This window comes from Arthrobacter saudimassiliensis, assembly GCF_059090665.1.
Window position 1 is genome coordinate 251,240 of the sequence record NZ_JBNHFX010000004.1, and the last position, 20,984, is coordinate 272,223.

Annotated in this window: 22 protein-coding genes, 1 tRNA gene and 1 pseudogene; 13 read left to right on the forward strand and 11 right to left on the reverse strand. The window is 70.3% G+C overall.

Annotated features, from left to right (window positions below; all coding sequences use genetic code 11):
- The first annotated feature begins 4 nt into the window (after positions 1-4).
- Positions 5-292, forward strand: coding sequence for a carbon storage regulator CsrA (csrA, locus tag AC5RV6_RS15915; protein WP_494008333.1), 288 nt, complete (start codon positions 5-7; stop codon positions 290-292).
- Between the two features lie 109 nt (positions 293-401).
- Here csrA and AC5RV6_RS15920 read toward each other — a convergent pair whose 3' ends face one another.
- The 5 genes from AC5RV6_RS15920 to tmk all read right to left on the reverse strand — a co-directional run bounded on the left by AC5RV6_RS15920 (position 402) and on the right by tmk (position 4,498).
- Positions 402-761, reverse strand: coding sequence for a hypothetical protein (locus AC5RV6_RS15920; RefSeq protein WP_494008334.1), 360 nt, complete (start codon positions 759-761; stop codon positions 402-404).
- 210 nt (positions 762-971) lie between these two features.
- Positions 972-1,044, reverse strand: a tRNA-Thr gene (locus tag AC5RV6_RS15925).
- Between the two features lie 84 nt (positions 1,045-1,128).
- Positions 1,129-2,670, reverse strand: coding sequence for an alpha/beta hydrolase (locus AC5RV6_RS15930; protein ID WP_494008335.1), 1,542 nt, complete (start codon positions 2,668-2,670; stop codon positions 1,129-1,131).
- Between the two features lie 41 nt (positions 2,671-2,711).
- On the reverse strand, positions 2,712-3,857 hold the full coding sequence (locus tag AC5RV6_RS15935) for a DNA polymerase III subunit delta' (RefSeq protein ID WP_494008336.1): 1,146 nt from the start codon (positions 3,855-3,857) through the stop codon (positions 2,712-2,714).
- Positions 3,854-4,498 (reverse strand): dTMP kinase, encoded by a 645-nt coding sequence (gene tmk, locus AC5RV6_RS15940; protein ID WP_494008337.1) that lies wholly within the window; start codon positions 4,496-4,498, stop codon positions 3,854-3,856. The genes AC5RV6_RS15935 and tmk overlap by 4 nt, the downstream gene beginning before the upstream one ends.
- A 160-nt stretch (positions 4,499-4,658) precedes the next feature.
- Here tmk and AC5RV6_RS15945 point away from each other — a divergent pair, with 160 nt between their 5' ends.
- From AC5RV6_RS15945 to AC5RV6_RS15955, 3 genes are all read left to right on the forward strand, one after another.
- Positions 4,659-5,420, forward strand: a complete 762-nt coding sequence (locus AC5RV6_RS15945; protein WP_494008338.1) for a YoaK family protein — start codon at positions 4,659-4,661, stop codon at positions 5,418-5,420.
- A 97-nt stretch (positions 5,421-5,517) separates the two neighbouring features.
- Positions 5,518-6,666 carry a trans-sulfuration enzyme family protein gene (locus tag AC5RV6_RS15950; RefSeq protein ID WP_494008339.1) on the forward strand — a complete coding sequence of 383 codons (1,149 nt, stop codon included), beginning with the start codon at positions 5,518-5,520 and terminating at the stop codon, positions 6,664-6,666.
- A gap of 10 nt (positions 6,667-6,676) precedes the next feature.
- Positions 6,677-6,997, forward strand: coding sequence for a DUF2516 family protein (locus AC5RV6_RS15955; RefSeq protein ID WP_494008340.1), 321 nt, complete (start codon positions 6,677-6,679; stop codon positions 6,995-6,997).
- Positions 6,998-7,037: 40 nt separating this feature from the next.
- On the opposite strand, the gene AC5RV6_RS15960 is transcribed toward AC5RV6_RS15955, so the two are convergent.
- Positions 7,038-7,829, reverse strand: coding sequence for an O-methyltransferase (locus AC5RV6_RS15960; protein WP_494008341.1), 792 nt, complete (start codon positions 7,827-7,829; stop codon positions 7,038-7,040).
- A gap of 97 nt (positions 7,830-7,926) precedes the next feature.
- Here AC5RV6_RS15960 and AC5RV6_RS15965 point away from each other — a divergent pair, with 97 nt between their 5' ends.
- Positions 7,927-8,673, forward strand: a complete 747-nt coding sequence (locus tag AC5RV6_RS15965) for a phosphoglyceromutase (RefSeq protein ID WP_494008342.1) — start codon at positions 7,927-7,929, stop codon at positions 8,671-8,673.
- Between the two features lie 87 nt (positions 8,674-8,760).
- Here AC5RV6_RS15965 and phoU read toward each other — a convergent pair whose 3' ends face one another.
- On the reverse strand, positions 8,761-9,423 hold the full coding sequence (gene phoU, locus AC5RV6_RS15970) for a phosphate signaling complex protein PhoU (RefSeq protein WP_494008343.1): 663 nt from the start codon (positions 9,421-9,423) through the stop codon (positions 8,761-8,763).
- 185 nt (positions 9,424-9,608) lie between these two features.
- Between phoU and AC5RV6_RS15975 the strand changes: the two genes are divergently transcribed.
- On the forward strand, positions 9,609-10,799 hold the full coding sequence (locus AC5RV6_RS15975; protein WP_494008344.1) for a sensor histidine kinase: 1,191 nt from the start codon (positions 9,609-9,611) through the stop codon (positions 10,797-10,799).
- On the forward strand, positions 10,796-11,476 hold the full coding sequence (locus AC5RV6_RS15980; RefSeq protein WP_494008345.1) for a winged helix-turn-helix domain-containing protein: 681 nt from the start codon (positions 10,796-10,798) through the stop codon (positions 11,474-11,476). The genes AC5RV6_RS15975 and AC5RV6_RS15980 overlap by 4 nt, the downstream gene beginning before the upstream one ends.
- Positions 11,477-11,571: 95 nt before the next feature.
- Here AC5RV6_RS15980 and AC5RV6_RS15985 read toward each other — a convergent pair whose 3' ends face one another.
- On the reverse strand, positions 11,572-12,153 hold the full coding sequence (locus AC5RV6_RS15985; protein WP_494008346.1) for a hypothetical protein: 582 nt from the start codon (positions 12,151-12,153) through the stop codon (positions 11,572-11,574).
- Between the two features lie 357 nt (positions 12,154-12,510).
- Between AC5RV6_RS15985 and AC5RV6_RS15990 the strand changes: the two genes are divergently transcribed.
- The 6 genes from AC5RV6_RS15990 (at position 12,511) to glgX (ending at position 19,223) form a co-directional block, all read left to right on the forward strand.
- On the forward strand, positions 12,511-12,993 hold the full coding sequence (locus tag AC5RV6_RS15990) for a CarD family transcriptional regulator (RefSeq protein ID WP_494008347.1): 483 nt from the start codon (positions 12,511-12,513) through the stop codon (positions 12,991-12,993).
- Positions 12,994-13,086: 93 nt separating this feature from the next.
- Positions 13,087-13,920: a 2-C-methyl-D-erythritol 4-phosphate cytidylyltransferase gene (gene ispD / locus AC5RV6_RS15995; RefSeq protein WP_494008348.1), complete on the forward strand. Its 834-nt coding sequence runs from the start codon at positions 13,087-13,089 to the stop codon at positions 13,918-13,920.
- Complete coding sequence (gene ispF, locus AC5RV6_RS16000; RefSeq protein WP_494008349.1) at positions 13,920-14,408, forward strand: 2-C-methyl-D-erythritol 2,4-cyclodiphosphate synthase; 489 nt, start codon at positions 13,920-13,922, stop codon at positions 14,406-14,408. Before ispD ends, ispF begins: the two co-directional genes overlap by 1 nt.
- A gap of 88 nt (positions 14,409-14,496) precedes the next feature.
- Positions 14,497-15,957 carry a cysteine--tRNA ligase gene (gene cysS, locus AC5RV6_RS16005; protein ID WP_494008350.1) on the forward strand — a complete coding sequence of 487 codons (1,461 nt, stop codon included), beginning with the start codon at positions 14,497-14,499 and terminating at the stop codon, positions 15,955-15,957.
- Positions 15,958-16,087: 130 nt separating this feature from the next.
- The gene (gene rlmB / locus AC5RV6_RS16010) at positions 16,088-17,065 is read left to right on the forward strand and encodes a 23S rRNA (guanosine(2251)-2'-O)-methyltransferase RlmB (RefSeq protein ID WP_494008351.1); all 978 of its coding nucleotides are present in this window, start codon (positions 16,088-16,090) and stop codon (positions 17,063-17,065) included.
- Positions 17,066-17,102: 37 nt separating this feature from the next.
- A complete protein-coding gene (glgX, locus tag AC5RV6_RS16015) occupies positions 17,103-19,223 on the forward strand; it encodes a glycogen debranching protein GlgX (RefSeq protein ID WP_494008352.1) in 2,121 nt (706 codons plus the stop codon).
- Here the strand turns inward: glgX and AC5RV6_RS16020 are convergent.
- The 3 genes and pseudogenes from AC5RV6_RS16020 to AC5RV6_RS16030 form a co-directional block, all read right to left on the reverse strand.
- Complete coding sequence (locus AC5RV6_RS16020) at positions 19,215-19,481, reverse strand: TipAS antibiotic-recognition domain-containing protein (RefSeq protein ID WP_494008361.1); 267 nt, start codon at positions 19,479-19,481, stop codon at positions 19,215-19,217. The two genes, glgX and AC5RV6_RS16020, sit on opposite strands and share 9 nt — an antisense overlap.
- A gap of 137 nt (positions 19,482-19,618) precedes the next feature.
- Positions 19,619-19,789: pseudogene (locus tag AC5RV6_RS16025) on the reverse strand (MerR family DNA-binding transcriptional regulator); the annotation flags it as partial.
- 33 nt (positions 19,790-19,822) lie between these two features.
- Positions 19,823-20,878 carry a DUF977 family protein gene (locus tag AC5RV6_RS16030; protein WP_494008353.1) on the reverse strand — a complete coding sequence of 352 codons (1,056 nt, stop codon included), beginning with the start codon at positions 20,876-20,878 and terminating at the stop codon, positions 19,823-19,825.
- Between the last annotated feature and the right edge of the window lie 106 nt (positions 20,879-20,984).

The window sequence follows — 20,984 nt, forward strand, 5'->3', positions numbered from 1 at the left end:
TCCAATGCTGGTGCTGACACGCAAATCCGGAGAGCAGGTCATGATCGGTGACGACATCGTCGTCACGATCCTTGAGACCCGCGGAGACGGCATCCGGATCGGCATCGATGCTCCCCGCGGCGTGAAAATCCAGCGCAGCGAGGTTGTCCGTGCGGTGGAGGAAGCAAACGTTGCCGCCGCCGAGGCCGGCCCCGACGCCGAGGAGCGCATGAAGGCGTTCCTGGCGGCGGCCCGCCCCGCGGCCCGCAGGCCCGACGCAGGCCCGACGCAGAGCAGCCCCGCCGCAGAGTAGGCCCGACGCCGGCCGATACCCGTCCGTCAGCTGGGCCGCGGCACCCAAAACGACGAAAAGCCCCGCTGCATCCAGAGGACGCGGCGGGGCTTTCCGCTTGGTGCCGGCCTTAGCCCGCGGCGCCCGTACGCTGCTTACGGCCTGAAGGGAACAGCCGGAACAGCGTGAAGCGCTCCCGAGCCGGGGCCACCGGCCGTCCGCCCGCAACCCGGTGGACCGGCTGCTTCGGCTGGACGGAGCCGAAGTACTCTGCCAGGAGCCGCCGTTCGTGGTTGCTGCAGCGAAGGCCGGGGTAGCGGTAGCTGCGGATGATCCACCGTGACCCAAGCTCTCCGGGGCGGGTGTCGTCCGCCCAGTTGGGAACCAGCCGCCTGCCGCATTCGCCGCACGGGGCAGGAGTGTAGGAATCGCGCTGCACCTCGGTGTAGCGCCTGATCATCAGGCCGTTGCCGGCTGCTTCTGCACTCACTGTCTCAGTCCCCCTGCTGTTGCTGCGTTCTCGTGCCTGTGGCGGCTGAGACGACGATATCGACGCCGGGTCAAGGAAAGTGCAGGGCGGGCGCACGGCTGGCCCAGCTTTTGCTCAAGGAAGGCTCAAGACGGCTTGAGGAAGGCCTGCACCGGGCAACACCAAAAGGCACGCAAAAGGCCCCGAACCCAAGGGTTCGGGGCCTGCCGGGGCCTCCTGCCGGAATCGAACCGGCGACCTTCTCATTACGAGTGAGACGCTCTACCAACTGAGCTAAGGAGGCCTGCATCATCCGGCACGGGCCGGAATCCACAAGGGACAACTCTATACGGAGCCGCCCCGGGCGGTCAAAAGGACCGCTCAGCGGTTACCGGCAGATCGTGCCGTCCTCGGGCACCGTGCCGTCGATGAAGTAGTCGTCCACGGCGTCGGCGATGCAGTCGCTGCCGCGCCCGTAGGCGGTGTGCCCCTCGCCTTCCCACGTCAGCAGCACGCCGGAGTCCAGCTGCTCCGCCAACGCCACCGACCACTCATACGGTGTGGCGGGGTCTCCGGTGGTCCCGACAACGAGGATCGGCGCGGCGCCCTCGGCATTGATTTCATGCGGGGCCCCGACGGGTTCATGGGGCCAGGCCGCGCAGGTCAGCCCTCCGTAGCCGAGGTAGCTGCCCAGGGTCGGCGAGGCCTCCTCCAGCTCCCGGGCATCCTCGCGCATCTGCGCAGGATCAGTCTCCATCGGGTAGTCCAGGCAGTTGATGGCGTTGAAGGCGACCGTGCTGTTCGTTTCGTACCTGCCGTCCTCGTTGCGGTCGGCGCTGAGGTCGGAGAGGTAGAGCATCAGGTCGGGATTGCCGTCCAGGGCATCGGACAGGGCCTGGGTCAGCACCGGCCAGTTGGCGTCGTTGTAGAGCGGCAGGATGAACCCGCTGACGAACATGGACGCCGTGACCGTCCGTCCGTCACCGGCCGTCAGCGGGCTGGCCTCGGTTTTTGCGAACAGGTCCGCGATCGCCTGGACGCCGTCGTCGACGTCGCCGCGAAGCGGGCAGGCGCTGCCCGTCTGGCAGTCCGCGACGTAGGTGCGGATGGCCTGTTCGAAGCCCGCGGCCTGCCCGAGGGTGATCTCCTCGTTGGAGGCGGCGGGATCCAGGCCGGCGTCCAGCACCAGCCGGCCGACGCGCTCCGGGAAGAGCTCGGCGTAGGTGGCGCCGAGGAACGTTCCGTAGGAGAAGCCCAGGTAGTTCAGCTCCGGGTCGCCGGCCAGCGCGCGGAGGATGTCCATGTCGCGGGCAGCGGAGCCGGTGTCCACGTGCCCGAGCAGGGCGCCGGTGTTCTCGGCGCACTTGTCGGCAAGCTCGGCGGCGCTGGCCTGCGCGGCGGCCAGGCCCTCCTCCGTCTCCGGGTCGAAGGACTCGGCGCGCGCCTCGTCCATTTCCTCGTCGGTGAGGCATTCGATCGGGGTGGAACGTCCGACGCCGCGGGGATCGAAGCCGAGGATGTTGTACTCGCCCCGCAGCCGGTCGGTGGTGACCTGCTCGAGGGTTTCCTCCACCGTGGTGTAGCCGCTTCCGCCGGGCCCGCCGGGATTGATGAGGATGGTGCCGCGGGGGGTGCCGTCCGCTTCGGCCATGATGACGCTCAGGTCGATGCGTTCGCCTTCCGGCTCGTCATAGCTCAGCGGAACCTCCACCGTGGCGCAGCGGAACTCTCCGCAGTCGGCCCAGTCGACGTCCTGGCTGTAGTAGTCCCGCAGCTCATCCGGTACGTCCCCCACGGCGGCGGGATCGCCGGGCCGGGGTGCGTCCCCCGGGCTGCCGGCGGGGGCGACGGCACAGCCCGCGGAGGCCAGCAGCGCCACGGCGAGGGCAGCGCCGGCGGCCCTGCGTCGTAAACGGGGGTACAAGGTCATGCGCGGTTCCTCCGGCGGTCGGGACAGGTCGGGATGCGGCGTCAGAGCAGGCTCAGCGCCATGGCCTCGATGGCCAGCAGCGGTTGGACGTTGGTGGTGACCAGACGGCGCCGCACGGCGTTGATCTCCTCCATGCGGGCGAGCGTCTGCTCCGGCGAGCCCTTGCCGGCGAACTCCTCCAGCTCGGCGCGCAGCCCGGCGTTGACCAGGTCGGTGCCGCCGGCGTCCAGCTGGAGCAGCAGCACGTCGCGGTAGAAGGAAAGCAGGTCGGTGAGGGCACGGTCAAAGTAGTCGTTCTTCGAACGCTTGGCCCGCCGCGCCTGGTCCTCCTCGAGGCGCTTGACCTGGCTGCGCAGCGCGGCCGGGACCGTGCCGCCGGGCTCGACGCCGAGGGAGGACAGGAGCGCGTCTCGTTCGGCGGCGTCGCGTTCCTCGAAGGAGGCCTGCGCCTCCGCCTCGGCCAGCGCGACCAGGTCCGCGGCGGCCTTCATTGCCCCGGGAACGCTGCGCAGCGACAGCGGCAGCCGGACAATCCGGTCGCGGCGCTCCCGGGCTCCGCTGTCAGTGGCCAGCCGCTTGGCGATGCCGATGTGGGACTGGGCGGCGCGGGCCGCCTGCCGCGCGAGCTCCGGATCGATTCCGTCCCGGCGCACCAGCAGATCGGCGACGTCGTCCGCCGGGGGCAGGCGCAGGCCCACGGCCCGGCAGCGGGACCGGATGGTCACCAGCACATCGCCGGGGCTGGGCGCACACAGCAGCCAGACGGTCCGGGGCGGCGGTTCCTCGATGGCCTTGAGCAGCACGTTGGTGCTGCGCTCCTGCATGCGGTCGGCATCCTCCACGATGATGACCCGCCAGCGTCCCGTGGACGGGCGGTCCTGGGCCCGGCGGACCAGGTCGCGGGCCTCGTCGATGCTGATGGTGACCTTCTCCGTGGTCACGGACGTCACGTCGGCGTGTGAGCCGGCCAGCGCCGTCCGGCAGGCGCGGCAGCTGCCGCAGCCCCGCGCCGCTGGGTCTTCCTGCTCGCACAGCAGGGCGGCGGCAAAGGCACGCGCGGCGTTGGAGCGCCCCGATCCGGGCGGGCCGGTGAACAGCCACGCATGGTTGGGCCGCTCCTGCGCCGCCGCCCTGCGCAGCTGGTCGACCACGGGGTCCTGGCCCTGCAGGTCGTCCCAGACGCTCATGCCGGCAGCTCCGCGACCCGCGCTGCGATCCGCCCGGCCAGGTCCTGCTGCGGCAGGGCGGCGTCCAGCACCAGGTACCGGGCGGGATCCCGCCCGGCCAGCTCCAGGAAGGCCTGCCGGATGCTGCGGTGGAACTCGTCGGGCTCGGATTCCATGCGGTCTTCGGTTGCCTGGCCCGAGGTGCGCCGCGTGCGGCCGGTGCGGGGATCGACGTCGAGCAGGATGGTCAGGTCCGGCAGCAGCCCGTCGGTGCCCCACTCGTTGAGCCGGCGGACGACGTCGGTGCCGAGGCTGCGCCCGGCGCCCTGGTAGGCGACGGAGCTGTCGATGAACCGGTCGCAGATCACCACCTCGCCGCGCGCCAGGGCGGGGGCGATGACCTGCCGGACGTGGGCCGCGCGGGACGCGGCGAACAGCAGCGCCTCGGTGCGCGCGTCGATGTCGCCCTGGCCGTGTTCGAGCACGAGCGAACGCAGTTTCTCGCCGATCGGCGTGCCGCCCGGCTCGCGGGTGCGCAGGACAACGCGGTCCTGCGCCTGCAGCGCGGCGGCCAGCAGGCCCGCCTGGGTGGACTTCCCGGCGCCGTCGCCGCCCTCGAAGGCAATGAAGAGTCCGCGGGCGGAAGGTCTGGAAGTGCTCACCCGCCTAGCCTACCCAGTTCCCCTGACAGCGGGCTGGGGCTGCATCCCGCCGTGCGGGCGCGCCGGGATGCGGGACCGATATACAGGCGGGCTGCCGGCCCCTAGCGTTGGACGGGCAGGCCGCAGCCACGCCTCCCGGCGCTTTCAGAAGGAGCCGCCCATGAGTGCCTCCGCTCACCAGCCCTCGGATGTGCAGTATGTGCGCAAGCATCCGGAAGTCATCCGCTTGCCGCTGATGGAGGAACCGTTCATCGGATTCCTGCTGGCCTTCCTGGCCGGCCTGCTCAATGCCTGGACCTTCGGGCATGCCGGCACCTTCGCCACGGTCCAGTCGGGGAACGTGGTCTCCAGCGGCTATTACCTGGTGGAGGGAGACTGGGAGCGGTTCACGCCCGCGATCGTGTCGGTGGTCTGCTTCGGCCTCGGATCGGCGCTGTCCGGGATCCTGATGACCGCTTTCCTGCGCAGCGGCCGGTCCTTCACGCCGGCCATGCTGTTCGCGATCTTCGGCCTGCTCGTTCTCCTGACCCTGCTGGCGGCCCTGACCGACGCGGATCCGCGCTGGATCGCCTTCGGCGTCAGCTTCGTGGCCGGCGGCGTGGGCAACGCCTTCCATAAGAACCACGGGATGCTCTACGGGGCTGTCGCCGTGACCTTCGTGGTGCAGATGGCCTTCAACTTCCTCATGCAGTCGGCCCTGTCCAAGAAGGGCATCAACGGGGAGCCGAACCTGTTCTGGTCCGGGGTGTTCTTCCTCGTCCTGCTCGGCTTCTGCGCCGGCGGGGGTCTGGGCTACCTCGCCGACCGCTGGTTCGACGGCGCGTCCATGGCCTTCGCCGCCCTGCTCGCCCTGGTGCTGGCCGTCGTGGCGCTGACCCGCCCGCGGAACCCCGATCCGACCCCGGGCGGCAGCTTCGTCTAACGGTTCGACGCCGGGCGGCGCGTCACACTCCGCGGCGCTGCGCCGTGGCCCGGGCCGGCGGAGGGACGCGGCCCCCGCCGGCCGATACGCTGGGCCCATGAGCGCAGAGACCACATCCCCCCACGGCGTCCTGTCCCCGGAAACGGTGGTGGTCGCCGCCGGCCGGCCGGCTCCCGAACAGGATGCGGCGGTGAACCCGCCGATCGTGCTGACCTCCACCTACCGCGGCACCGGGCCCGCCGCCCCCGGGGACCGGATCTACGGCCGCTACTCCAACCCCACCTGGGATCCCTTCGAGGAAGCCCTCGCCCGGCTGGAATCCGCGCGGGAGCCGGCGCTCGTCTTTTCCTCCGGCCTGGCCGCAATCGCCGCCGCGCTGTCCCTGGTGCCCGCCGGCGGAGTGCTGGTCATGCCCCGCCACAGCTATGCCGGGTCGCTGGCGCTCGCCGCCGAGCAGGCCGAGGCCGGCCGGTTCACGCTGCGCACGGTCGACATTGCCGACACGCCCGCCGCCGTGGCCGCACTCGAGGGCGCGGACCTGCTCTGGATCGAGAGCCCCACCAACCCCATGCTCGAGGTGGCGGAGATCCGTGTTCTGGCCGACGCCGCGCATGCCGCCGGAGCGCTGGTGGTCGCGGACAACACCTTCGCGACCCCGCTGGTCACCCGCCCGCTGGAGCTGGGCGCCGACGTCGTCGTGCACTCCGTGACCAAGTACCTGTCCGGGCATTCCGACGTCGTGCTGGGCGCCGCCGTGACCTCGGACGAGGCGCTGCGCGCCCGGCTGGCCGCCCACCGCACCCTGCACGGCGCCGTCGCCGGTCCCTTCGAGGTCTGGCTGGCGCTGCGCGGACTGCGGACCCTGGCACTGCGCATGCAGCGCTCCCAGGAGAACGCCGGCGAGCTGGCCCGCCGGCTGGCCGCCCACCCCGCCGTGGCCGCGGTGCGGTATCCGGGGCTGCCGGAGGATCCCGGGCACGGCCGGGCTGCGGCCCAGATGGACGGATTCGGCGGCATCGTCTGCATCGAGGTGGCCGCCGGCGCCGCCGCCGCGGAGAAGGTGACGGAGGCCGTGTCGCTGTGGGTGCCGGCCACGTCGCTGGGCGGCGTGGAGTCGCTCATTGAACGCCGCCGCCGCCAGCCGGGAGAGCCGAAAACGGTTCCGGAGAACCTCCTGCGCCTCTCGGTGGGCATCGAGCACGTGGAGGACCTCTGGGCTGACCTCGAGCAGGCGCTGGCACGGTAGGCTGATCCCTGTGGAACTCGTTCTTGAAGTTCAGAACCAGCTGTACCGAGCGCTGGCCTTCGTGGCCCTGGGCATTGAGCTGTGGGCGTTCATCGACTGCGTCCGCCGCCGTCCGTCCGACTTCGAACGGGCATTCAAGCGCACCAAGACGTTCTGGACGGCCCTGACCGCCGGTGCCGCGGCGGTCGGCGTGCTGGGCGCCCTGAGCGGCGGCGTCGGCCTGCTCCTGTTCCAGCTGGCCGCCGTGATTGCGGCCTGCGTCTACCTCGCGGACGTCCGCCCCGCCCTGAACGAGCCCCGCCGGGGTGCCGGGCCGTACGGCCCCTGGTAACACCGGGCCCCACGGTCCGATCCCTGCGCCGCCGGTGGAATCAGCCCGGGGCGACGGCGCTCCACGCCACCGTGATCTCGCCCAGCCGCCAGCGGGCCGGCCCTGTCAGCAGCGGCCACCCCTGTGCCTGCAGCGCGCGGCACATGCCCAGCCAGCGCTGCCGGCTCCCGTACGCGGCGAGCGGCGCGCTGGCCAGCCACGCCTGGTCCATCGCCTGCAGGAACGCATGCACCCGCTCGCCGGGGACATTGCGGTGGATCAGCGCCTTCGGGAGCCGCTCGGCGACGTCGGACGGGCGTTCGAACGCGGAGAACCGCACCGAAATGCTCAGCGACAGGGGTCCGTCCGGGCCGATCTCGGCCCAGGTGGCCCGCCGGCCGATCTCGTCGCAGGTGCCGTCCACGAAGATGCCGCCCGGTGCCAGCCGGGACCGCACCAGGTCCCAGTGCGCGGCGTATTCGCTCTCGTCGTACTGGCGCAGCACATTGAAGGCCCGCACCATCACCGGCCGGCGCCCGTCCAGCGGCAGCTCGAAGCCGCCCTGGCGGAAGCTCAGTCCCGCGCGTTCCAGCGGTTTGGCGGTCCGTACCCGTTCCGGGTCGATTTCAATGCCCACCACGTCGACGTCGGCGCGGACGGCACCGAGCCGGGCATGCAGCTCGACGGCGGTGGCGGGGGAGGCGCCGTAGCCCAGGTCCACGATCAGCGGGTCGACGGCGCGGCGCAGCCGCCATCCGTGCGGGCCGGCCAGCCAGCGGTCCACCCGGCGCAGGCGGTTGGGGTGGGTGGTTCCCCGGGTCAGGCTTCCGACGGGTCTGGACGGCTTTGGCACGGATCAATTTTAGTGTCGTGCAGCGAGTGCTCCGTTCACGGGCCCAGGTTACGGTTCCGCCTCCCGACGGGCCTGTGCGCTCCGTTACGATGCTGATATGACCTACAAACTGATCCTTCTGCGCCACGGCCAGAGCGAATGGAATGAGAAGAACCTGTTCACCGGCTGGGTGGATGTGGATCTGACCGACCTGGGCCGGGCGGAGGCCCTCCGCGGCGGCGAGCTGCTGGTGGAGGCTGGTCTGCTGCCGGACATCGTTTACACCTCCCGCCTGAAGCGCGCCATCAACACCGCCAACCTGGCGCTGGGCGCGGCGGACCGCATCTGGATCGACGTCAAGCGCAGCTGGCGGCTCAATGAGCGCCACTACGGGGCGCTGCAGGGCAAGGACAAGGCCCAGACCCTGGCCGAATACGGCGAGGAGCAGTTCATGGAGTGGCGCCGCTCCTACGACACCCCGCCGCCGCCGCTGCCGGACGACAGCGACTTCTCCCAGGCCCACGATCCGCGCTACGCGGACCTGGGCGGCGACGTGCCGCGCACGGAATGCCTCAAGGACGTGCTCGAGCGGTTCCTGCCGTACTGGGAGTCCGATATCACCGAGGACATCCGGGCCGGCAAGACGGTGCTCGTCGCCGCGCACGGCAACTCCCTGCGGGCGCTGGTGAAGCACCTGGACGGCATCAGCGACACCGACATTGCCGCCCTGAACATTCCCACCGGAATCCCGCTGGTGTACGAACTGGACGAGAACCTGGTGCCGGTCAAGCCCGGCGGCACCTACCTCGATCCCGAGGCCGCCGCCGCCTCCATCCAGGCGGTCGCCAACCAGGGCCGCAAGTAGGACAGGCCCTGCCGAACGGCGAAGGGGGAGGACACCGTCCGGTGTCCTCCCCCTTCGCCGTTCCGGGCAGTCTGCCCGGGAGCGCTGCTAGGCGCCGCTCTCGGCAGTAGCCTGCCACTCACCGGTCACGAGGTAGTTGACCTTGCGCGTCACCGAGACGCCGTGGTCCGCAAACCGCTCGAAGTAACGGCTGGCGAGGGTGATGTCCACGGTGCTCACCGCGGACACATCCCAGTCGGCGGAGGCAACCGCCTTGAAGACACCGGCATGCAGTTCGTTGATGCGGGTGTTCGCCGCATAGATTTCCTTGCTCAGCTCCAGGTTGCGCGTGTCGAGCAGCTCGGAGAGCAGCTCGGCGATCCGGATGTCCAGGCGGGCCATCTCCCGGAAGGTGCCGGCGAGATTGTCGGGAACCACGTTGGCCGGGTAGCGCAGCCGGGTGAGCTGGGCGATGTGCCGGGCGAGGTCGCCCATCCGCTCCAGTGAAGCGCTCATGCGCAGCGAACCGACGATCATGCGCAGGTCGCTGGCCACCGGCCCCTGCAGGGCAAGGACGTCAATGGCGCGCTCGTCGAGGTCGTTCTGCAGGAAATCGATCCTCGCATCAGCGGCGATCACCTCCTGGGCCAGCTCGGTATCAGCCTCCTCGAACGCCATCACAGCTTTCTGCATGGCTTCGGCAACCAGCTGCGAGATCTGGGTCAGCTCCTCGCCGATCTGGTGGAGTTCGGCCTGAAATACCTTCCGCACTTGCTGCGTCCTTTCGGTGGGGCTATCCGCTCGCGGCCGGGCCGCAGGCCGCGTTCCGGGCCTATGGGCAGGATCGCAGCTGCAGGTGAACCGCGGGGTCTCTCAAGATGAACGTTAGTTTAACGTTTGGTCCGATGCCACCGCGCACCGGACCGGGACCGGGCGGTGCGGCCTAAGCTGGAAGCGTGAATCCTGTCTTGCTGGGCCTGATCGCGGGCATCCTCGGCCTGGCCGTCGGCGTTTTCGGCATGCTCGGCTACATCACCAGCGAGCGACGGCGCCGGGACCTGGCCGACGTGCCGGAACCGACGCTCCCCGAAGGTGCGGCCGAGGTCCTGTCCGTCGTCGGCCGCGGGTACATCGTGGTGGACGCCATCGACGGCGTGGTCCGCGCCAGTCCCGGCGCGTATGCCTTCGGGCTGGTGCGCGGGCACACGGTGACCAACCCCGACCTGCTGGAGCTGACCGCGCTGGTCCGCCGGGACGGGGTGATCGAGGAGCGCCGCCTGGAGCTCGCCCGCGGCACCGTTCCGGGCCACGGCGACACCATTCTGCAGGTGCGCGTGGCGATGCTGGGGGAGGAGTACGTGCTGATCCTGGTGGAGGACCGCACCGCCGCCGTCCGCACCGAGGAGGTCCGGAACGATTTCGTGGCCAACGTCTCGCATGAGCTGAAGACGCCGGTCGGTGCGGTCTCCCTGCTGGCCGAGGCTCTCGCGGATGCCGCCGGCGACGAGGAGGCGGTCCGCCGGTTCGCCGGGAAGCTGGGGCGTGAGTCCCGGCGCCTGAGCGCCCTTGTGCAGGACATCATCCAGCTGTCCCGGCTGCAGGGCGCCGACGTGGTGGACCGTGCGGAACCGGTGGACGTGAACCGGGTGGTGGCGGATGCGATCGAGGCCAACCGGCTCTCGGCCGAACTCAAGGGCATCACCGTGGTGGCCGGGGGCGAGGTGTCCGGCAAGGTCTACGCCGATGCGCCGATGCTGACGACGGCCTTCCGCAACCTGATCGACAACGCCGTCCGGTATTCGCCGGAGGGCAGCCGGGTGGGGGTGGGCCTGCGTTCCCGGGACGGGCTGGCCCAGGTCACCGTCACCGACCAGGGGCCGGGAATCGCGCCCGAAGAGCAGGAGCGGGTGTTTGAGCGTTTCTACCGTATTGACGAGGCGCGCTCGCGGCACACCGGTGGAACCGGCCTGGGACTGAGCATTGTGAAGCACGTGGTGGCCAATCACGGCGGCGAGGTGAGCCTGTGGTCCCAGCCGGGACAGGGTTCGACCTTCACCGTCCGGCTGCCTGAAATGGACGCCGAGGAAGAGGTCCCCGGCGGTGAGGGCGGCCCGCACACCGGCCGCCGGCAAGGAGCGGATGCTTGAGCAGGATCCTGATCGTGGAGGACGAGGAGTCCTTCAGCGACCCGCTGTCCTACCTCCTGGGGCGCGAAGGGTTTGACGTCACGGTGGTCGAGGACGGCCTCGAAGCCGTCGCCGAGTTCGACCGCAGCGGCGCGGACCTGGTGCTGCTGGACCTGATGCTGCCCGGGCTGTCCGGCACGGAGGTGTGCCGGCAGCTGAGGCTGCGCTCGGACGTCCCGGTCATCATGCTGACCGCCCGCGACGCCGAGGTCGACAAGGTGGTCGGCCTGGAGCTGGGGGCGGACGACTACGTCACCAAGCCGTATTCCTCCCGGGAGCTGCTGGCCCGGATCCGCGCCGTCCTCCGCCGGCGCAGCGACGCCGCCGAGTTCCTGCCCGCCGCGGTGCAGGCCGGCCCGGTGCGGATGGACGTGGACCGCCACGTGGTGAGCATCGACGGCCAACCCGTCCAGCTGCCGCTGAAGGAATTCGAGCTGCTGGAGATGCTGCTGCGCAACGCCGGGCGGGTGCTGACCCGCGGCCAGCTGATCGAACGGGTGTGGGGCGCCGACTACGTCGGCGACACGAAGACCCTCGACGTGCATGTGAAGCGGCTGCGGGCCAAGGTCGAGCCGGACCCGGGCTCCCCACGGCACCTGGTCACTGTCCGCGGGCTGGGCTACAAGTTCGAGCCCTAGCCCGCCCGGCACGCCGTCCCGGCCGCTGCACATCCAAAAGGGGCGCCGCCGGAGGAATCCGGCGGCGCCCCTTTGGGCTGTGGTCTTCGGTTCGGTTAGCCCTGGTCGGCCGTGCCGGTGTCGATGCCGGTCTGGTCGCCCGTCTCGGTGGGCTCCATGGTGGCCGTGCCCAGGTCGGTGGGCTCGGTGACCTCGGGCGTGGGGGAGGGCACGTAGTCGGCGTACTCCTCGAGCGAGGCATTGACCACCGGGATGTTCAGCTCGGTGCTTTCGGAGCCGATGTCGGCCTGGCCCTTGAGGCCGGTGCCGGGGAGGACCTCGACCGAGGCGACCATAACTTCGGCTTCGGGTGCGTCCTCGAACACGACCTTGCCGCCGGCCGGGATGGTCCAGGACAGGTCGGACTCGCCGACTTCGAGGTCCAGGGTCACCGTTTCGGTGCCGCCGTTGACCAGGGTGCCGAGCAGGCGCCCGGGATCGCCGTCGCCGTTGCTGGCAACCATGATGTTGCGCAGCTGCAGGTCGCCCAGGTTCTCGACGATGCCGTCGGAGGGGGAGTACGGCTGGGTGGTTGCCTGATCGTTCACGGCGCTGCAGCCGGACGCGGCCAGCATGGACAGCGCGACGACGCCGACGGCAGCGGCGCGCTGCGTGCGGCTCTTCAGTGTGAATCTCACAGCACAAACTCCTGGGGTGTTGCGGTCGAGGAGACCGGGGGCTTCCGTTTGCCCATAGCCTATCGGCTCGGCGCCGGAATCGTGGACTCCGCTGCCGCTTCCCCGGCGTCGATGACGGCGCGGGGCGGCATCGACGGCGCGCGGAGGTGCGGCGGAAAGGCGGCCAGGGCGGCCCTTTCCGCGGGGCAGGAAGGGGTGGTACGGATCCGTGCCCGGGGCGCCTGCGGAGGGGGGAAAACCGGCGCGGGAAGCGGAATAATACCTAGTAACAGCGGGAGGACCTACCTGACCTGCGAAAACTCTTCTCGGCGTGTCGCCTGCATGCTAGACTTGGTCGCGGGAAAGGGGAAAATCCACATGGTTTTTGAGGTTGGCGAAACAGTAGTTTACCCTCACCACGGTGCTGCGAAGATCGAAGAGATCAAGATGCGAACCATCAAGGGCGAAGAGAAAATGTATCTCAAGCTCAAGGTGGCCCAGGGTGATCTGACCATTGAAGTACCGGCTGAGAACGTCGACCTCGTAGGTGTACGGGATGTCGTGGGCAAGGAAGGCCTCGAGCACGTTTTCGACGTCCTTCGTGCCGAGCTCACGGAGGAACCGACCAACTGGTCGCGGCGTTACAAGGCGAACCTGGAGAAGCTCGCTTCCGGTGACGTCGTCAAGGTTGCGGAGGTGGTTCGCGACCTTTGGCGCCGCGACCACGACCGCGGCCTGTCCGCAGGCGAGAAGCGGATGCTTGCCAAGGCACGGCAGATCCTGATCTCCGAGCTGGCCCTGGCGGAAAAGACTGACGAAGACCACGCTGCGGCTGTCCTGGACGAAGTCCTGGCCAGCTAGGAGCAACTGCACGACGGAAGGCCGGTCCACTGCGGACCGGCCTTCCGTGCGTTCGGGGGCGGGAGAAGATCGCGCGGCGGTAGGCTGGAGGGCGTGTCTTCCACAGCATCTGCCCAGCGCATCGGCGTGATCGTGGTCGCCGGCGGGTCCGGGCAGCGCCTCGGTTACGGCGTCCCCAAGGCCCAGGTACCGGTCGCCGGCGTCCCCATGCTGGCCCGCGCCCTGGCCGGGGTGCTCGAGTCGGGGATCGCCTCCGCCGTCGCCGTCGCGGTTCCCGCCGGTGATACCGTGCTCCGCGAGGTCTGCGCGGAGGCCGGGTTCGACGTCCCCGTCGCCGTTGTGGACGGCGGAGCGACGCGCTCGGAATCCGTCAACGCCGCACTGGCAGCCCTCCCGCAGGACCTCGACGCGGTCCTGGTGCACGACGCCGCCCGCGCGCTGACGCCCCCGCAGGTCTTCAAGCGGGTGGCCGCCGCACTGGCCGCCGGCGCCGCAGCGGTGATCCCGGCGGTTCCCGTGGTCGACACCGTCAAGCAGGCCGCCCCGGCCGCCGCCCCGTCCCCGAACGACCAGGGTGCCCACAGCTCCGCCGGAGCCGGGAGTCCTGCCCCCGACCGGCTGGAGCGCGTTGCGGCCACCCCGGACCGGTCCCGGCTGCGCGCAGTCCAGACGCCGCAGGGTTTCGACGCCGCGCTGCTGCGCCGGGCCCACGCCGGTGTCGGGCCGGATCCGCAGGCGGCCACCGATGACGCCATGCTCGTGGAAGCGCTGGGCGCCGCCGTGCACCTGGTTCCCGGCGCGGAGGAGTCGCTGAAGATCACCACGCCGCTGGACCTGCTGCTTGCCGAGGCGCTGCTCGCCCGCGGCCTGCCCACCGCCGGAAGCCAGTCCGGCCCGAAGCCTTCCACGCCCGACCAGGAGTCCTGATGAGCATGCTGCCCCGAACCGGCATCGGCGTCGACGTCCATGCGTTCGCCGCCGACGACGCGCCCCGCCCGCTCTGGGTCGCAGGCCTCCTCTGGGAAGGGGAGCGCGGCCTGGCCGGGCACTCCGACGGCGACCCTGTGGCCCACGCCGCCGCCGACGCCCTCTTCTCAGCCGCCGGTCTGGGAGACCTGGGCACCCACTTCGGCACCGACCGGCCGGAGTATGCCGGGGCATCGGGGCTGCAGCTGCTGGGCGAGGCCGCACGGATCGTCCGCGAGGCAGGCTTCGAGATCGGCAACATCGCGGTGCAGCTGATCGGCAACCGGCCGAAGTTCGCGCCGCGCCGGGCGGCAGCCGAAGCGGTGCTCAGCGAGGCGGCAGGCGCGCCGGTCAGCGTCTCCGCCACCACCACCGACGGGCTCGGGTTTCCCGGACGCGGCGAGGGCATCGCCGCCGTCGCCACCGCGTTGGTCGTCGCCCGGGGCTGACGCCGGACGGCGGGACCGCCGGACGGCCGCCTGACCGCTTCCACCGGCAGGCACCTTGGGTGCAACTCTCAGTTGCTAGCCTAGAGCGGTGAGCTTGAGATTCTATGACACGGCAACCGCGCAGGTTCGGGACTTCACCCCGCTGGTGGAGGGCAACGTCGGCCTCTACTACTGCGGCGCCACCGTGCAGGGGATGCCCCATGTGGGCCACATCCGCTCCGCGATCGCCTTCGACCAGCTGACCCGCTGGCTGCGTTTCCGCGGCTACCGCGTCACCGTGGTGCGCAACGTGACGGACATTGACGACAAGATCCTCGCCAAGTCCGCCGAATCCATCGGCGCCGCCGAGGCTCCCGGCGTCGTCCCGGATGAACCGTGGTGGGCGCTGGCCTACCGGTTCGAGCAGGAATTCGCCAAGGCCTACGACACGCTCGGCGTCCAGCGGCCCACCTACGAACCGCGCGCCACCGGCCACATCCCGGAAATGCACGCGCTCATCCAGCGGTTGATCGACCGCGGACACGCCTACCCGGCTCCGGACGGCTCCGGAGACGTCTACTTCGACGTCCGCTCCTGGGACAAGTACGGCTCCCTGACCCGCCAGAACATTGACGACATGCAGGCAGCGCCCGACGCCGACCCGCGCGGCAAGCGCGATCCCCGGGACTTCGCGCTGTGGAAGGGCCACAAGGAGGGCGAGCCGGAGACGGCCGCCTGGGACAGCCCCTGGGGACGGGGCCGGCCGGGCTGGCACCTGGAGTGCTCGGCCATGGTGACCAGGTACCTGGGAACCGAGTTCGACATCCACGGCGGCGGGCTGGACCTGCGCTTCCCGCACCACGAGAACGAAATGGCGCAGTCCCAGGCCGCCGGCCACGGGTTCGCCAACTTCTGGATGCACAACGGCATGGTCACCTTCGAAGGCGAGAAGATGTCCAAGTCGATCGGCAACACCATCAGTCCTGCGGAAATGCTGGCGCAGGCCTCTCCTCGGGTGGTCCGCTACTACCTCGGCCAGGCGCACTACCGCTCCACCCTGGACTACCGGCCCACCTCCCTTCAGGAGGCGGCGGCCGCCGTCGAACGCATTGACGGGTTCATCGCCAAGGCCCGGGCCAAGGTTTATGGAACCGACGATCACGGTTTTGTCCTGGACATCCAGCGCTCCATGCCGGCGGGCTTCGCCGAAGCCATGGATGATGACCTCAACGTGCCGCAGGCCCTGGCCGTGCTGCACGAGACGGTCCGGGCCGGCAACACCGCGCTGGCTGCGGGGGAGGCCCAGGAAGCGGAATCGGCCCTGCACGCCGTGCTGGCCATGACCATGGTTTTGGGCCTGGACGACGCGGGATCGGCCGCGGCGGGCACAGGCGGCCCGGAACGGGCTGCGCTCGACACACTGGTGCAGGCGCGCCTCCAGGAACGGGCCGAGGCCCGCAGCCAGCGGGACTGGGCCCGGGCGGACGCCATCCGCGACGCGCTCTCCGCCGCCGGGATCGTGGTCGAGGACACCGCTGACGGCGCCACCTGGAGCATCGACGCCTCCTGAGCCCCCGCACGGAGCCGGTGGATCGGGCCCTTCCGGGGCCTGCGGGCCGGCCGCCACCCGCCGCGCTCCGGCCGCCGGGCAGGCTGCGTAAACTGGAAGTACTGCTTTTTTCTCTACCTAAGGTGAATTCATGGCCAACAAGGGACGTCCCGGCGCTGTGCGCAAGAACAAAAAGGGACCCACCACGGGCACCGGCGGCCACGGCCGCAAGGCCCTGGAAGGCAAGGGACCCACCCCCAAGGCTGAGGATCGGCCGTACCACAAGGCTTACCGCGCCAAGCAGCTCTCCGACCGCAGCGCTGCCAAGCACGCCGGCGGACGCCAGGGCACCAACGTCCGCGGCAAGGTCGCTGAGGAGGTCGTCACCGGCCGCAACTCCGTCCTCGAGGCGCTGCGGGCCGAGATCCCGGCCAAGGCGCTCTACGTCGGCGTGCGCATCGACATGGATGACCGGGTCCGTGAGGCGCTGAAGATCGCCTCCGAGCGGGGCCTTCCCGTGCTCGAGGCGCACAAGCCCGAACTGGACCGGATGACCAATGAGGCCGTGCACCAGGGCCTGGTCCTCCAGATCCCGCCCTACGACTACGCCGACCCGATCGACCTGGCCGAGGCCGCACTGACGGCCTGGAAGAAGGGCCACGTCGCCCATGCCCCGCTGTTCGTGGCGCTGGACGGGATCACCGACCCGCGCAACCTGGGCGCGATCATCCGTTCCACCTCCGCCTTCAGCGGCAGCGGCGTCGTCATCCCGGAGCGCCGCTCCGTGGGCATGACCGCCTCCGCCTGGAAGACCAGCGCCGGCGCCGCGGTCCGCGTGCCGGTGGCCCGCGCCGGAAACCTGAACAACACCCTGAACACGTTCAAGAAGATGGGCATGTTCGTCCTGGGCCTGGACGGCGGCGGCGACGTCTCGCTGCCGGACCTGGCCCTGGCGAAGGAACCCATCTGCATCGTCGTCGGCTCCGAGGGCAAGGGCCTGTCCCGCCTGGTCCGCGAGAACTGCGACCAGATCGTGTCCATTCCCATCGACTCGGCCATGGAGTCCCTGAACGCCTCGATGGCCGTGGGCATCACCCTGTACGAGGTAGCACGGCAGCGCACGGCCTGACCGTGGCGGGCCGGCCACACTAGCGGCGAGAGGCAGCATGGCGGAACCAACGGTTGGCGAACCGATCCGCGCGGACTACCCGCGCGGATCCTCCCTGCCCTTTCCGCTGGGCGTACGCAGCGGCCTGCCGCAGCTGCCCGACGGCGGCACCAACGTCTCGGTGTTCGCGCCCGGCCTGGTGGCCGTCGACGTGTTCTGGGAGGCTGACGGCCGCTGGCACCGCCGCCACCTCGCGGACGGTCACGCGGGCATCCACCACGCCCCCGTGCCCGGACTGCGGTACGGCGCGCGGTACGGGTTCTGGCCCCAGGGGCAGGACCTGCCGGGGGAGCCCGGCTCCTTCCAGCTGCTGATCGACCCCTATGCCCGGGGAATCGAAACCGCGCCCGGCCCCGACGGCAGCCCGCTGCTGTTCTCGGTGCACACGTCCCCGAAGTTCGACTGGGACGGCGCCCCCAGGCCGCACGTGCCGTGGCGCAGCAGCGTCATCTACGAGGCCCACGTCAAAGGCCTGACCATGCTGCACCCCGAGGTGCCCCCGGAACTGCGCGGCACCTACGCCGGGCTGGCCCATCCGGCCGTGACCCGGTACCTGCGGGACCTGGGCGTCACCGCCGTCGAACTGCTGCCCATCCACTTCCACACGGATGAACCGCACCTGAAGGAACTGGGCCTGACCAACTACTGGGGATACAACACCGCCGGCTTCTTCGCGCCGCACGCCGCGTATGCCACCGAGGAAGCCCGACGCCGGGGCGCCCAGGGCGTGCAGGACGAGGTCAAGGCCATGGTCCGGGACCTGCACCGCGCCGGCCTCGAGGTGATCCTGGACGTCGTCTACAACCACACCGCCGAAGGAAAACAAGGCGAGCCGGCGCTGAGCTTCCGCGGTTTGGGGGAGTCCGCCTACTACCGCCACGACCATGAGGGCCGGTACTTCGATGTCACCGGCTGCGGCAACACGCTGGACTTCAGTGAGCCGCGTGTGGTGCAGCTGGCTCTCGATTCCCTCCGGTACTGGGTGAACGAGTACCACGTGGACGGCTTCCGGTTCGACCTGGCACCCGCCCTGGCCCGGGGCGCCGACCATCGCTACGACCGCCGGCACCCCTTCCTGGTCGCCTGCGCCGCCGACGAGACGCTCCAGTCGGTCAAGCTGATCTCCGAGCCCTGGGATATCGGACCCGACGGCTGGCAGACCGGCAACTTTCCGCCCGGGTGGGCGGACTGGAACGACCGGTTCCGGGACAGCGTCCGCGACTTCTGGATTGCCGACCAGGGAGCGCTGTCCGGCGGCGGGCGCGGCGGATCGGTGGCCCGCATCGCCGGGGCCCTCGCCGGTTCGGCGGACCTGTTCGCGAATTCCGGCCGCACGCCGCTGGCGTCGCTGAACTTCGTCACGGCGCATGACGGGTTCACCCTGCGGGACCTGACCAGCTACAACGGCAAGCACAACGAAGCCAACGGCGAAGGCAACCGCGACGGCAGCGACTCCAACCGAAGCTGGAACCACGGCGTCGAAGGCCCGTCGGAGGACCCGGAGATTCGGCAGCGCCGCCTGCAGACCGCCCGCAACGTCATGGCGACCCTGGCCTTTTCCGTCGGCGTGCCCATGCTTACCGCCGGCGATGAGTTCGGCCGGACCCAGCACGGTAACAACAACGCGTACAGCCAGGACAATGAGGTTTCCTGGGTGGACTGGAACCTGGACGAGGAAGGGCAGGAGCTGCTCAGGGACACCCGCAGGCTGCTGCGGCTCCGGGAGCAGTACCTGCGGACGCAGCCGTTCCGTTTCCCCGAGGACAGCGGGTCCTCGCACCTGCTGTGGTTTGACGCGGACGGGCAGCCGATGGTGCCGGAAAAGTGGGAAGACCCGGACAACCGGGTGCTGCAGCTGGTCATCGCCGCGGCCAGCGGCGAACTGGCCGGGCTCCTGGTGCTGAACGGGCATCTCCAGGAACAGCAGATCGCCCTGCCCGACGCCGCGGCCCTGCGCTCCTCCGGTGCGGACCTCGGGCCCGGCCGCCGCTACGAGCCGCTGTTCTGCACGGCGTCCGCCGCTGACCGCCGGGGCTCGCGGCTGGCCGGCGGCGACCGGGAGAGGGTGCCGGGAAACTCCTTCACGGTCTACAAGCTCAGCGGCGGAGCCTCAGGCTAGGCCGGGCAGGGTTCGCGCCCGGTATACCAGTGCGTCCCGCACGTACCGGGCACCGGCCTCGAATTCGCGGGTGTAGTTCGCCCCGAACCGTTCGTCGGATACGTACATTTCCGCCAAGCCGATGAGCATCTGCGGGTCTGGCTGCCGGTTACCGGTTCCCGCCCCGATCCACTGCGCGTGGCGGGCGGCGAGTTCCTGGCTTTCGGCGCTGTCCGGCGCCAGGCCGCGGCGCTGCAGGTCATCCCAGGCGTCCTGCAGAGCGGCGTGCTCGGCGTGGAAGCCCTCCTTCCGCCCGGCGTCAGATGCTCGGCCAGCGCGGCGGCGTCGTCCTGCTGCCCGTCCAGGATGCGGCGGATCTGTGGCAGCCCCAGGCCCAGCCCGCGCAGCAGCAGGATCCGCTGCAGCCGCAACAGCTCCCCGCGGCCGTAGCGCCGGTGCCCGTTGCCGGCCACCCGTGCCGGGAGCAGCAGGCCGACCGCATGGTAATGGCGGAGCGTGCGGGAGGTGACGCCGGTTCTGCGTGCCACCTCCTGAATGGTCCAGTCCACTCCCGGCCTCCCTTCCACCGGTTCAGCCTAGGACGTGACGCTGCGTCAAGATCAAGGGGCCGGCACGGGAAGCTGGACCGGCGGGATCCTGGGTACGAGCTGTTCCACGGCCACGCCGTTTTGGTCCAACACCCGGCAGAGGCGCTTGACCGGCCGGAGGGTGACCATCGATTCGAGGAACCTGATGCCGGGCACCCGTTCCTGGATCGATTGCTCGACATCCAGGGCATCCGACGGGGACTGCATCCACATGATCACCAGGAAATTCGCCCGTCCGGTGAGCGAGGCCACGACCTGCGTGCGCTGGTCCTTGGCGAGGAGGGCTGCTGCGGCTTCATGGTCGGCGGCGTCCAGCCGGGCAGCCCACTGCACGTTGACGGGCATGCCCGTCAACGGCTGGGAAAGGTCGCAGCGGATCTGGAACTCTCCGCTGGCCAGGACCTTCTGCAGGTAACGGCGGGCCGTGGCCGGGTGCAGCCCGGTTGCCCGTGCCACATCGGCGGCGGTGGCCCGGCCGTCCCGCAGGAGGACCTCCACCACGGGGAGATGTTCCTCCTGCAGGGCAACGGCCTGCCCGGGGACGGCCGGCTGCGTCGAGGCCGCCACCGCCGCGGCGCGGGCCAGCTGCTCCGGTGACAGCACGTCCAATGTCCATTGCCGGTTACCCGTGTGGAGCCGGGTGCAGAGCCCAATCGTGGCATGCCGGACACCCGGAGCGGACGCGATGCGCTCTTCCAGCAGCTGGGTCAGCGCGGCGAAGTTCTCGGCGGCGACCAGCAGGCTGAGGTCGGGGTCCCCCGAACAGATGTCCAGGGCGACGACCTGGGGGATGGCGGAGAGGGCCCTGATCGCCTCGTCCTGGCGGCCCGGCAGGCAGACGAGCGCGACGAACGCCAGCCCCGGGGGAGTGGTGGTGGTCTTGGGCTGGGCAGTCAGCCAGACGGTGCCCGAGTCCCGCAGCCGCTCCCACCGGGCAGCCAGCGTTGTCGGGTGTACGCCGAGGATCTCTCCGGCATCGCCCCAGGCAATCCTGGGCGCCACCTGAAGGACGTTGACCAGGGCAAGGTCCAGGTCGGACAACTCAGGACCAGCGCTTCGCTCAGGCATAATTCCCTCCGGTTAGTCTGGCGACGATCCTACTCGTCGCCGGACGCGCAGCACCGGACAAGAGGCCATGGCACCTGGGGAAACCCGTAACAGGGCCCGGGAGCAG

Coding starts and splice junctions, on each gene's coding strand:
- csrA (WP_494008333.1), top strand. CDS start 5: ATGCTGGTGCTGACACGCAAATCCGGAGAGCAGGTCATGATCGGTGAC.
- AC5RV6_RS15930 (WP_494008335.1), bottom strand. CDS start 2,670: ATGACCTTGTACCCCCGTTTACGACGCAGGGCCGCCGGCGCTGCCCTC.
- AC5RV6_RS15935 (WP_494008336.1), bottom strand. CDS start 3,857: ATGAGCGTCTGGGACGACCTGCAGGGCCAGGACCCCGTGGTCGACCAG.
- AC5RV6_RS15945 (WP_494008338.1), top strand. CDS start 4,659: ATGAGTGCCTCCGCTCACCAGCCCTCGGATGTGCAGTATGTGCGCAAG.
- AC5RV6_RS15950 (WP_494008339.1), top strand. CDS start 5,518: ATGAGCGCAGAGACCACATCCCCCCACGGCGTCCTGTCCCCGGAAACG.
- AC5RV6_RS15965 (WP_494008342.1), top strand. CDS start 7,927: ATGACCTACAAACTGATCCTTCTGCGCCACGGCCAGAGCGAATGGAAT.
- AC5RV6_RS15990 (WP_494008347.1), top strand. CDS start 12,511: ATGGTTTTTGAGGTTGGCGAAACAGTAGTTTACCCTCACCACGGTGCT.
- ispF (WP_494008349.1), top strand. CDS start 13,920: ATGAGCATGCTGCCCCGAACCGGCATCGGCGTCGACGTCCATGCGTTC.
- rlmB (WP_494008351.1), top strand. CDS start 16,088: ATGGCCAACAAGGGACGTCCCGGCGCTGTGCGCAAGAACAAAAAGGGA.
- glgX (WP_494008352.1), top strand. CDS start 17,103: ATGGCGGAACCAACGGTTGGCGAACCGATCCGCGCGGACTACCCGCGC.
- AC5RV6_RS16030 (WP_494008353.1), bottom strand. CDS start 20,878: ATGCCTGAGCGAAGCGCTGGTCCTGAGTTGTCCGACCTGGACCTTGCC.